Genomic DNA, 12,959 nt, shown 5'->3' on the forward strand with positions numbered 1-12,959 from the left:
CTTCACTGATTATGCTTATAGTAGGACATGATTTAATGGTTTCATCATGCGTTTCACTTTTCTAAAAAACTCCAATACACCATAAATTTCAGCTTCAAAGACTATGTGAGGTATATTTTCACCATCTAAAAACCTCGGTAAATAATACGGGTTCGTTTGTTTCGAAACAAATCCGGCATGACACGTTGTTGCAGAGTAAACGCCGAGCTCCCTCAACCAGACTTCGCTACCAGGAGCATAATCGCCTGAGGGGTAGCAAAAATGTGTCATGTTACTCTTCACAGCGCGTTCCAAGACCAGCCGATTTTGAATGATTTCATCTTTAAAACTATCGACATCGTTATGCTGCATCGTATGGCGATGCGTGTGCAATTGAATATTTACACCCTGTTCAGCCATATCAATGATCTCATCTGGAGACAGAAGGCTTAAACGACGACTCTTTTCTATGGCTCCATAATCAACAGATAACACATTTGCCAGTTTCGATATGAAGTTCACCTTTTCTTCATGGGTGGGCAACGCATTCAGGTATTTCACCAGACCAATCTCCGCCCTCTTTTTTTCATGCAAACTCGCGAGAGAATATGTCCCCTTCAGGCCCTCTTCTTCCAATTGATCGAACCCGACTGAATTGATGTTGGTTTTCCAGATCATGTAGCGCAATACCACATTCAACACCGGGGACTCTTTGTCGACGTAATAGCTAGTTACATACAATGTATAGGGAAATGAATAATGAGAAAAAACATCATGGGCCTCGGACAGGGTTGAGAACCATCCGTCGTCAACGGTAATCACGATACTGTTATCGGGAAGTCTGTCCCAGTTGGATATGTCCGTTGCCTCATTCAGCGGCACGACATGAAAACCGTGCTCCTTAAGGCAAGCCATCCTTTCCTTGAGTGTCGTACGCTTGATGAAAAGCTTCGGGCTAAATTCGGATTCATCTTCTATCTCAACACCGTGGTATGCGAGAATCAACAGGTTACGTTTTGAAAAATGCTTCGCTATTTTAAAAAATCCGACGATCTTTAACATATGCAAGACAATGGTTTTCATATCAATGCATCAACCTCATATCCTTTATATTTTTCAACAAAATCAAGCACTATCATTTCGAAAAGAAAGATTTTATGAGTAAACAGGCATGGACATAACAGGAAGTGATAACACGGGGGGGCATGCAGTACGAACCGCCATTTCTCATCATTCAGTGACATAATCAAGGAGGACAAAAAAGCGACGGTATCGTTATTCCATGGAACAAAGGAACCACAGTATAATATTTCACAGCAAAGAAATAATCCCTGGTTGAATCATAGGATAGATAGGCAGCTTCACCGGGTTCAAGGCCGTACCTGGCATTGTATTCATGGATGACCTGCCGTACGTCGATGGTCACGGATTCCGTCTCTCCTTCGACCTGTTTGGGTGTGGGTTCATTGCCCACGTTCAATGCAGCCCAAAAATTGTCGTAAAAGGCCGGATTATAGGTATAAGTCCTTTTTCTCTGATCAAACCCGAGATTCTCCACCATAGGCTGTGGTGAGAACTTTATCTGGTAGCGCTTGATACCTTTTCTGGGGACCTCCCACGTCAAGGCGTAGACTGATCCGCTTCGCGAAATGTTCATGCCTACGGAATTGCCCATGTCCACACGCCCGTTCCCCATGGGTGACACATATCCGGTGCACACGTTCCTGTTGTAATAATCATGGATAAAACGCGATGAATACAACGAGTAAACACGCTCTTTGCTCTGAGCTGTCAGCATTCCGTTATAATGGGGCTTGTACCTGCTCAAAAACTGATCATCTCCCGTCATCTCATACCCATGAGCCATCAGCCCGGATAAGGGATATGCTCCGGCATCATCCAGAATGGCTGATTGGTCTAAAGTGTATGTATAGGGTTGATGCCCCAGGGGGACCAACTCATTCAATGCATGATAGGAAAGACCGAGCATGTAATCGTAGTAGTCTTCGTGGTATAATGGGTTTCCAAAACCAACTGAATCATAATAGCAAAGGGAATCAGAAAAAATCCCGTATGTCATAAACACGGTATTGGTTCGTTTTCCACCGTAGGTTTCGTTTCCGTGGCGGTGCATATATACATACCCCCGATCCAACTGCCACCCATCCTTGTTCACGTCCTCAGGGTCGTCCCTCAAGCTGAGCAGCGTCCTTGCCATACGCCCGGCCTTCTCGTGCCACAAAGGATCCTCTGTATACTGGCCAAAGGCACCTGCCCGACGGAATGCCCTTGAAAAAATACGAACATACCCAAAGTATGTTGTACCGTCGTAATAGCTAACCTCACCGTGATTTCCGGAGCCCTGGTCATACAGTGTGTACTCACCGTGATCCTTCCAGGCATTCATGATGGATTCATCGCCAACCAGCAGGTAGCCTATGGGAACAGAAACATCATGGGAATGCTCCCGGTCTAAAAAGCGATTGTTGAAGGCAAGGGGTTGCTTATCCGGATCAATATTATTGATATTTTTAAACCGTTCAGGTCCGTAACGATAAAAATCAAAATCATCCGAGTGACGGGTGGATCCGAACATTTTGTGATGGTCCATGTTCTGGGCTGCCAGAAACGCTCCCCCGTTGCCGGTTTGTAAATAGTGAAGGTACTGGCACAAATTCATGTCGTACTGGTTTGGCCCCCCGCCCATCCCCCAGACATAGTACCTACGCATGGTGTCTACATTTGATATTTCAAAGCTTTCCAGGCCGATCTCTTTCAGGAATTTTCGTGTTTCTCCGTGGGTTGCCAGTCTGTCGTGAGAATAGATGGCCCGGGTATCCTTGTAATGTTGAAATTTGGCCCGACCGGTCAAAGGGTATTGCACGGCATAAAATGTCCGTTGGGATGCCTTTGACTCCGTGGTAAACTCCAGCACGACCTGCCGTTTGTCATGGGCGTAAAAGGCAAAATGAATATCGTCTTTTGTGTTGTGGGTGCTGTAGATATCAATATACAGGTGGCCCTCGTCATCCATGGTAAACCCCGCCGGCCACATACCGTAAAGGTTACGAATCCCGCAGTTGATGCGCTTAGCTCCAAAAAAATACGATGCAAACCCTTCGCTATGGTCCGCCTCGTTTCCCAGTTCATGAATCACAGTGGCACCATTGACCACTTTGAGCCCCACGTCGGGCACCAGGCGCTCCCTTAGCAGACCGGACTCCCCCATGTACTGAACATACTTGTGGCTGCTGTAGCCCTGGTACAGATACGCTGTTCCGTCAACAGGCCCTGTGGATATGGTCCCCGGACCGGTGGAAAAAAGATAGGAGGGATTTGCGATGGTGGTGGGAAGTTCAATGCGAAGGGATTCAAATTCTTTGACGGTGAAGGAGCTTATTTCCGCATTCTTGATGATGAGGTCAAGGCGCGTTCGGCCTGTGCCCTTATAAAAATACATACGCATGGTATACCCGAAAAGCCAGTCATCAAGGGATGACTTCAGATGCCCATCGCATCGGATGACAGCCTTTACCGGGCCGTTTTCTTCAATCACTGCCGTGGAATCACCATCATTGGCCGACGAGTACCGGGTTGATCCGCTGACCGCCGTAACCTCTCCGGTGGGCTCAAGGAAGGACGTTTCGCCTACGAAAACGGAATCAAACACGTTGTAGTTCTTTTTCGTGATCACGAACCGGGCAACATCGGTGTCCACCGATATTTTCGTTCCCAAGTCCGTCGCCAACAGAGGCCCTGAACTGTTGCCACCTCCGTTGGTCAGCCAGACAATGGTCTCCTCACCTGCCGATACCGATGCCAGGGTATCCACAAGGACCCACTGAACATGGCCGCTGGGGTATCTGTGCAGCACCCTGAACTGATATGCCGAAGGCCCCCTAAGCACCAGTTCACATGCTGATTGAACCGCATCTGTATCTTTCAATGGGACTCCGAACGAGAAAGCCTCCTCAACTCTGTCCAACCCTGTGACACCTTCGGGGAGAAGCTCATGAACCATGATCTTCACAGGTGGAGTCACGGCACAGACCCCTGAAGCCCCACCAACGAAAACCGCAAAAAAAGCCATAACGACAACGCGCACAACCGTTTTTTCGATATCACTCACTGAAATGCACCTTTTCATTGCTCGGCTTGATAGCCCCCCTGAGTTTCCTCGTAAAACGAAGAAATTGAAGGCACGGAATTCAAAAATCCTTCTCAGATCCCAGGAACCTCTGTAACTATTCAGCTTGCCTCCGGCGGGTCACTTTTTTGAAAACAAGCTCCCCAAAAAACGTTTCTAATGTGAAAAAGTGGAAATTATTTCGGCGGAGCCTGGAAAGGCTTGCTTAAGACCTGTTTGTCAAACCCGGTTTTATAAATCAGGCTATAAGTTTGTCCCCCGGCAGGGCCGCCGGAGGCTTGTTTGAGCTGAATAGTTATGAACCTCTTTAGGTTAACCCTCTGATCCCATCAGTTCGGGCATGGCACGGCAGGAAACGTGCCACTAAAAGAGTGGGGAAGCACGGTAGAGTACTTTACGGCAAAACAATAGTCTGTCTCCGGATTGTAGACCCGATGAGCGGGATCTGCTTCACTCAGATTATACAGGGTGTTGTACTCACGGATAACCTGTCGAACATCGATGTCCACGGATTCTGTTGCTCCCTCAACCTGTTTGGGTTGGGGTTCATTGTCCACGTTCAATGCAGCCCAGAAATTGTCGTAAAGGTCCGGGTTATAAGTATAGGTCCTTTTTCTCTGATCAAACTCGAGATTCTCCACCATGGGCTGCGATGAGCATTTGATCTGATAACGCTTGATTCCTTTTTCGGGGACGCCCCACGTCAAGGTATACACTGAACCTGTCCGTGAGATGTTCTCACACTCAGAATTACCCATATCCACACGCCCGGCACCCATGGGTGACACATATCCGGTGCGCACGTTTCTGTTGTAATAGTCATGGATAAAACGCGATGAATACAAAGTGTAAACTCGTTCTTTTCTTTGGGATGTCAACATCCAATTATAATGATGCTTATACATGCTCAGAAAGAGATCATTTCCCGTCATCTCATATCCATGGGCCATCAGGCCGGATAAAGGGTATGACCCAAGCCCCTCCATAATAGCTGGCTGATCTAACGTGTATACATAGGGTTGACGCTCCAGAGAAACCAACTCATTCAATGCATGATACGACAAACCGAGCATGTAATCGCGATAGTCTTCGTAGTACATTGGAGCCCCAAAGCCAAAAAAGTCATAATAACAAAGGGAGTCAGCAAAAATCCCGCATGTCATAAACAAGGTATTGGTCCGTTTTCCACCGAAAGTTTCGTTCCCGTGACCGTGCATATACACATAGCCCCGGTCCAACTGCCAGCCGTCCCGGCTCACATCCTCAGGGTCGTCCCTCAAACTGAGCAGCGTCCTTACCATACGTCCGGCCTTCTCCACCCACACCGGATCTTCGGTGTACAGGCCAAAAGCACCTGCCCGACGGAATGCCCTTGAAAAAACTCGTACATACCCCAAGTATGTTGTTCCGTCGTAATAACTGTCCACCCCATGTTTTCCTGAGCCCTGATCATACAGTGTATACTCTCCGTGATCTTTCCAGGCGTTTATGATCGACTCATCACCGGTTAAGAGATACCCGATGGGGACGGAGACATCATGGGAATGCTCTCGGTCGAAGAATTTATAGTTAAAGGACACTTTATCTTGATTCGGCGGGCATGCAGTATTCACATTTGGGAAAAATTTAGGCCCTTCGGTATACACATTAAAGTCATCGGAATGATGGGTTGAACCGAACATTTTGTGGTGGTCCATGTTCTGTGCTGCCAGAAACGCCCCTCCATTGCCGGTCTGCAGGTAGTGAAGATACTGGCATAAATTCACATCATACTGATTGGAACCTCCGGTCTGTCCCCAGACATAAAACCTGCGCATGGTGTCCATATTCGAAATCTCATAGCTCTCCAGTCCGATCTCTTTTAAAAAATTGCGTGTTTCCTCGTGTGTTGCCAGTCTGTTGTGGTAATAGATGGCCCGGGTATCCTTGTAATGTTGAAATTCGGCCCGGCCGGTCAAAGGATATTGCACGGCGTAAAACGTTCGTTCGGGTTCCTTTGCCGACTTGGTAAACTCAAGGACAACCTGCCTTTTGTCATGGGCAAAAAAGGCAAAGTAGATATCATCTTTTGAATTGTAGGTACTGTATATATCAATATGCAAATGCCCCTCATCATCCATCGTAAGCCCTGCGGGCCACATGCCGTAAAGATTACGAATTCCGCAATTAATGCGCTTGGTACGTGAGAAATACGAAGCAAATCCTTCAGTATGATCTGTCTCATTTCCGAGTTCATGAATCACGGATGCACCATTGACAACCTTGAGCCCCACGTCGGGTACCAATCGATTTCTCAGCCGATCGGAATCACCCATGTACTGATCATACTTGTGGCAGCTATAGGCCTGGTACAGATACGCTGTTCCGTCAACAGGCCCTGAGGATATCGAATCCGGCCCGGTTGAAAAAAGGAAGGTAGGGCTTTCAATGGTAGTTGGGAGTTCGATACGAACGGACTCAAACTCTTTGATGCTAAAGGAGCTTATTTCCGCATTCTTGATGATGAGGTCAAGGCGGGTGCGGCCTGTACCCTTATAAAAGTACATACGCATGGTATACCCGAAAAGCCAGTCATCAAGGGATGACTTCAGATGCCCATCGCATCGGATGACAGCCTTTACCGGACCGTTTTCTTCAATCACTGCCGTGGAGTCATCGTCATTGACCGACGAGTAGCGAGTTGATCCACCGACGGCTGCAATACACCCAGTTGGGGTAACAAAAGGCTCACCTTCTATTAAAACGGAATCAAACACGTTGTAATTTTTTTTCGTGATCACGAACCGGGCAGCACCGGTGTCCACCGATATTTTTTCCCCCAGATCCGTTGCCAACTGAGGCCCCGAGCTGTTGCCGACCCCGTTGGTCAGCCAGACAATAGTCTCCTCTCCTGCCGATACCGATGCCAGGGTATCCACAAGGACCCACTGAACATGGCCGCCGGGATACCTGTGCAACACCCTGAACTGATATGCCCCTCCCCCCACAAGACCCAACTCATCGATAGTCTGAATCCCAGCCGCCTCCTTCAACGGTATCCCAAAGGATGCAATTTCATGATCCCTGTTCAAACCCTTTACGCCATCGGGGAGAAGTTCGTGAATCCGGATTTTCACGGGGTGGCTTATGGCAGGATATCCATGTACCGTGACCCCACAGCAGAAACAGAACGTTACCCAGAACAGCCATAGCGGACTCTTCCGCAGACCACTACCCACGCCACGAATCGTCATGTACATCTGTCCCCCTTATAGCTCTCAACTCCCGGTCATGCAGCACAATGGAGATCGCGAACCGTTTCAACAACACAACCAATATACCTGTCGTCGATGAAGCGTATTCTTTGTCTCGGTTTGTTTATGCAGTCACTAGGCCATTCAAAAATAAGGGGGGGGAAACGAATGACTTCCCATGTTAGGGGGGGCAAGGCAGTAATGGGGTGTCTATTCCATTGACAATGGGTGCATCAGCAAAAAACTTTACAGAAAAAAAGTAATCTGTCTGGTCATCATAGACTTGATAGGCGGGCTGGCTGGCGGTCAGACCATACCGGGTATTGTAGGAGTTGATTGCCTGCGCAACGTCTATGGATACTGTCTCCACATCCCCTTCAGACTGCTTGGGAGTGGGCTCATTGGCGATGTTCAACGCCGCCCAGAAATTATCATATGCTGAAGGAGCGTATTCATACGCCCTTGTCACCTGATCGAAATTGAGGTTCTCGACCATTGGCGACGCAGAGAACTTTATCTGATAACGAATAATCTCGTCCATGGGCGCTTGCCAGGTCAATGTGTACACAGAACCGGAACGCGAAACACCCGGTGCATCGGAGTTTCCCAAGTCGACACGTCCGGCCCCTAAAGGAGACACATAGCCCGTTAAAATATCACGGTTTTCATGGTTGTGTATAAATTTTGACGAATAGGGAGAATAGACCCGTTCTTCTGTCTGAGCAATCAGCATTCGACGATAATGTGAGGTGTAATCATCCAAAAAAGAATCATCACCCGTCATTTCATACCCAACTGCCATCAATAAGGCAAACGGATACTCTCCAGAAGGGTCCGATGCATTGGCTTCATCAAGCTTGAATCCATAGGGCTGATGATCCAAGGGAAGGATCTCACGTAATGAGTGATAGGCAAGTCCCAGAATATAGTCTTGATAGTCCTCATATATCAAGGGATCATCAAAATTATCAATAACGTAATACCAAAAGGCATTGGGGAATATATCGTATGCCATAAATACCTTATTGGAACGCACGCCATCGGGCCTGCTTCCATCTCTGCTCATATAAAAAAAGCCACGATCCAGATCCCATCCGTCTTGATCATCATCTAATTGAGTTGCCCGCATCCCCATAAAATTTCTAAACATTCGATGTATCTTCTCCTGCCAGACATCCGTATTTGCATACTGCGCAAAGGCTCCTGCACGCCTTAACGCCCTGGAAAAAGTGCGAGGGTACCCCACATAGGTTGTTCCATCGTAGTAGCTGTCGATGGCTCCTTTTCCCGAGCCTTGATCATAGAGTGTATACTCTCCGTAATCACTCCATGTTTCAATCAAAGATTCATCTCCGGAGAGGAAGTACCCGACGGGTACGGATACATCGTGAGAGTGTTGCCTGTCGATAAAGCTGCTGTTGTACGAAAGGCTCTGTTCAGCCGGAGAGGTAGTGTTCACGTTTTTAAAGAGTGTCGGCCCCTGGACATAAACGTCGAAATCATCAGAGTGTTTGACGGAGCCAAACATTTTATGTTGGTCGTCGTTCTGGGCGGCCAAAAAGGCCCCCCCATTACCTGTCTGAAGATAGTGGAGATACTTGCACAACTGAAGATCATACTGGTTGGAACCTCCACCCTGCCCCCAAACATAATACCTTCGCAGGGTATCCACATTGGAAATCTCGTAGCTTTCCAGGCCGATTTCCGATAGAAAATCCCGTGTCTCTGCATGGGTTGCAAGCCGATCTTCCCCATAGATGGCCTGTGCCTCCAAGTAATGCTCATAATCCGCCCGTCCGCTCAAGGGGTATTGCAGTGTATAAAAGGTCTGTTTGGGGTCCTTGGCTTCCGGGGTAAACTCCAGGACCACCTGCCGTTTGTCGTAGGCGAAAAAGGCAAACCGAATATCGTCTTTGGTGTTACGGGGGCTGAACACGTCAATATAGAGATGTCCGTCCTCGGCCATGGTAAACCCTGTAGGCCACATGCCGTAAAGGTTTCGGATACCGCAGTTGATGTGCATGCCCTCGCTGTACATGGCAGCATAGCCTTCACTGTAGTCTTCTTCGTCGCCCAAGGCGTGAATCACTGTGGTCCCGTTGGCAACCTCAAGCCCCACATCCGGTACCAGGCGTTCCTTGAGCAAATCCGCACCGCCGAGGTACTGCACATATTTGTGGCTGCTGTATCCCTGGTACAGATGGGCCGTGCCGTCGATAACCCCACCGGATTGGACACCCGGACCGGTTGAAAACAGATAGGAGGGGGTCACCATAGTGGTGGGAAGTTCTATTCGAACCGATTCGAAAATTTTAACGGAGTAGGAACTGATTTCGGCATTTTTAAGGATCAGATCCAGGCGGGTACGTCCTGAGCTCTTATAAAAGTACATGCGCATGGTGTAGCCGAAGAGCCACGGCCCGCTTTCCGGTTTTAGGTGACCTTCACACCGGATCACGGCCTTGATGGGACCGTTTTCTTCGATGACCGCCGTGGACTGCTCGTCGTTAACCGAAGAGTACTGTGTTGTTCCGCTGACAGCCGTGATGCCGCCCGTATTCGAAAGAAAAGAGGTGCGCCCTGCCACCACGGAGTCAAAGACGTTGTAACGGGCTTTTCTGATGACAAACCGAGCGGCACCGGTGTCTACCGTGATGGTGTTGCCGTTGTCCGCGGCGAGGTCAATAGGCAGGCTGTTTCCCGAGCTGTTGCCCGAACCGTTGGTGAGCCAGACAACCTTGCTTTGCGCCGCAGAAACCGACGCGAGGGTGTCGATGAGCACCCATTGAATATTGCCGCTCGGGTACCGGTGCAGCACCCGGAACTGATAATCCCATAATCCGGAAAGTCCCAAATCACTGATGGATTGAATCCCGTCGCAGTCCCTTAAGGGCACCCCGAAGGTGGCCACTTCATGGTTTCTGTCCAACCCTGTCACGGCCTCCGGAAGCAACTCGCGGATCTCGATCCTCACGGCCGGATCCACCGCACATTCGCCATGGGTTGGGATAATCCCGTCAACACAGAACAACGCGACAACGACACACAATACGAGCCTTTTCATGGCACACTGCAAGGTCTTTTTCATCATGTTCACCTATCATGGTCAAACGAAGTGGATAGAACAGACCGACTACCGTTCCAACGTTTTCAGTCACGCGAAAAACATCGACCGTGATACTATGGATTCCCCATAGAACATGAACTTTGCAGGGCATTTGCAAAGGGGCTAAGACGAGCCGTAAAAGGCGGTACATAATATGTAAGGGATTGATTATTTATTATATTATCGCATAACCTCCCTTTTTAAAACAGAAACAACGTTTTGTGCCACCATCGCCCAGGACCGGGACTGCCCGTACGCACCAATGACATGACGGTCCCAGCGGGTGTTCAGGGCCCGACGAATTCCCACCACAAAAGAGGACACATCCCGTGCCACCAGAACACCCAGCTCATCGGACCGGACTATCTCGGGAATGCCGTTGACCCGAGTGGCCACCACCGGGGTTCCGCAGGCCAGAGCTTCGGAGATGACGTTGGGCCAGCCTTCCCTCTTGCTCCCCAGAAAAAAAAGATCGGCGGCGTTGTAATAGTCTACAAGGGCCCCGTGGGGAACCTGCCCGCAAAGAACGACCCGGTTTCCAAGCCCCAAGGCCTCTACCTGGCGATGAAGGGCGCCTCGTTCCACCCCGTCGCCCACAATGTACAAACAGGTATGGTCCGGCTCTTCCGCCGCAATCCGGCCAAAGGCCTCCACTAGGAGGTGGTGCCCCTTGAGCCGGATCAGAGCCCCCACGGAGAGGACCACCCGAGAATCAAGGGGGATCCCCAGGCGCTGTCGCGCCTTGACGCGATCCGCAGGATAAAAGGCAGTTCCGTCAATGCCGTTGGGAATAACGCTCACCTTGTGTGGGGGCACGCCCAACTCCACCATCATGGCCTTGAGGGACTCACACACTGAAATGACGGCATCGGCTTGTTTGAGGGTGTATCGAAGAAGGGGACGGATCATGGTAAGGTTTGAAAACTGATGGATGTCGCTGCCCCGTGCCGAGACCGTCACCGCCTTGTTCAAGGCTTTTCCAATGAGGATGGCCGCGAAAGCATCCGGGTACATGTAGTGGGCATCGATGACGTCAAAGGGAAAGCTCTTTTCCAAGGCTTTGACAGTTTTCAGTGCCCCCAGGAAAAGGCTCACCCCATACCCCGCCATCCCCACCCTTGGAGTCACGAGGTACCTTGGATGATAGACCATTAAGCCATCTACTTTCTCGCGAGTTGCAACCTGGGAAAAGCGGTACCACGCCTTGAAGCATTTGACCGGAGGAAAATAGGGAACAGGAGCAACAACACGCACTTCATGACCTGCCCTTTCAGAGACCGCCTTCATCCTATTTTTGATGAATATCCCGTGTTCAGGGGCCGTATTGTTGGGAAACAGGGTCGTAAATACTATAATTTTCATCTGTTGGCCATTTCCCGATAAAGGCAGTTGTACCGGCCTACCATGGAGCGCACCGAAAAGGTCTTCCGGATGCAGGCACTGGAAGCGGTGGAGAGCTGCCTCGCAAGGGACGGTGTGTCGAGCAGCCGCCTTATCTGACGAGCAAGGTCATCCTGGTTCTCTGACTCAAAGACCAAGCCCGTTCCCATGTGCGAAATAATTTCGGTATTGCCCCCGACCCCAGAGGCGATAAGAGGCACTCCAAACGCCGATGCCTCCAGTAAAGCCACCGAAATACCCTCAGACAGGGAGGGAAGCACGAATATGTCGAAAAGAGGGTAAAATCCCAGTGCATCGAGACGCTCGCCAGTAAAAATCACGTGCCCTTTCAGCCCGGGCCTTTGGGCATAGGCTTCGAGGGACTCTCGCTCAGGGCCGTCCCCGACGATCATCACAATAAAATCTTCCCGCCCCTCTCCGATGAGCTGCTCCGCCGCCCTGAGCAGCAGCAGATGATTCTTCACAGGCGACAAACGAGAAACCACCCCCGCCACGGTCTTCCCCCTCAGCCCCCAAGTCTCGCGGGACTGTGGGGGTACCCCACGATCATGCGAAATCCCGTTTCGTATGATCTCGACCTTTTTCCCCAGCACCGGATAAATCGCCTTTATTTCGTATTCAAGGGCCTCGGAGACAACAACCACACGGCTGGTGAAACTCATCAGCAGTCGCCAGAGGCGAACATGGACCAACCCTGCCTTGTCTCCACCGCTGTAGCCGTGGATTGTGGCCAGGCACCGGAACCTCATACCCAGGGTGAGGGCCACAGAAAGCACAGCATAAAACCAGGGGGTCTCCCCATGGGCGTGAAGGGTGGTATACCCGCCACGCGCAGCCAGCCTTGCCAATTTGAATGGCAGCAACAGATCAATACCCGGTTTTCTCCTCACCAGATAGACGGGATGGCCCGAGGCCTCCAAGGTATCGGCAAAACCGCCCTTGTGGTCGAGGCAACACACCCCATGGGGGACCCCGGTGTCCACTCCTCCTTTGATAAGAGAAGATACAATGCGCTCGGCCCCGCCTACTCCCAACGAAAGAACCAGATGCAGTACACTATACTCAGCTTTTTTTCTTGGTTCCAACCACATGC

6 protein-coding genes are annotated in these 12,959 nt (G+C 50.0%); all 6 read right to left on the minus strand.

The window, feature by feature from the left end:
* Positions 1-15: 15 nt before the first annotated feature.
* Positions 16-1,062 (minus strand): polysaccharide deacetylase family protein, encoded by a 1,047-nt coding sequence (locus ACOYW0_RS06420; protein WP_482417721.1) that lies wholly within the window; start codon positions 1,060-1,062, stop codon positions 16-18.
* A gap of 163 nt (positions 1,063-1,225) precedes the next feature.
* Entirely contained in the window at positions 1,226-4,108 is a 2,883-nt protein-coding gene (locus ACOYW0_RS06425; protein ID WP_482417722.1) for an exo-rhamnogalacturonan lyase family protein, read from the minus strand.
* Positions 4,109-4,455: 347 nt separating this feature from the next.
* Entirely contained in the window at positions 4,456-7,365 is a 2,910-nt protein-coding gene (locus tag ACOYW0_RS06430) for an exo-rhamnogalacturonan lyase family protein (RefSeq protein WP_482417723.1), read from the minus strand.
* Positions 7,366-7,540: 175 nt separating this feature from the next.
* The gene (locus ACOYW0_RS06435; RefSeq protein WP_482417724.1) at positions 7,541-10,450 is read right to left on the minus strand and encodes an exo-rhamnogalacturonan lyase family protein; all 2,910 of its coding nucleotides are present in this window, start codon (positions 10,448-10,450) and stop codon (positions 7,541-7,543) included.
* A gap of 195 nt (positions 10,451-10,645) precedes the next feature.
* The gene (locus ACOYW0_RS06440) at positions 10,646-11,827 is read right to left on the minus strand and encodes a glycosyltransferase family 4 protein (protein WP_482417725.1); all 1,182 of its coding nucleotides are present in this window, start codon (positions 11,825-11,827) and stop codon (positions 10,646-10,648) included.
* Positions 11,824-12,957, minus strand: coding sequence for a glycosyltransferase (locus tag ACOYW0_RS06445; RefSeq protein WP_482417726.1), 1,134 nt, complete (start codon positions 12,955-12,957; stop codon positions 11,824-11,826). The genes ACOYW0_RS06440 and ACOYW0_RS06445 overlap by 4 nt, the downstream gene beginning before the upstream one ends.
* Positions 12,958-12,959: the final 2 nt, after the last annotated feature.

Source organism: Desulfoluna sp. HI9BLuna, assembly GCF_056829775.1.

Excerpts from the sequence above, each read along its gene's own strand:
- ACOYW0_RS06420 (WP_482417721.1), bottom strand. The coding sequence starts at position 1,062 with ATGAAAACCATTGTCTTGCATATGTTAAAGATCGTCGGATTTTTTAAA.
- ACOYW0_RS06430 (WP_482417723.1), bottom strand. The coding sequence starts at position 7,365 with ATGTACATGACGATTCGTGGCGTGGGTAGTGGTCTGCGGAAGAGTCCG.
- ACOYW0_RS06435 (WP_482417724.1), bottom strand. The coding sequence starts at position 10,450 with ATGATGAAAAAGACCTTGCAGTGTGCCATGAAAAGGCTCGTATTGTGT.
- ACOYW0_RS06440 (WP_482417725.1), bottom strand. The coding sequence starts at position 11,827 with ATGAAAATTATAGTATTTACGACCCTGTTTCCCAACAATACGGCCCCT.
- ACOYW0_RS06445 (WP_482417726.1), bottom strand. The coding sequence starts at position 12,957 with ATGTGGTTGGAACCAAGAAAAAAAGCTGAGTATAGTGTACTGCATCTG.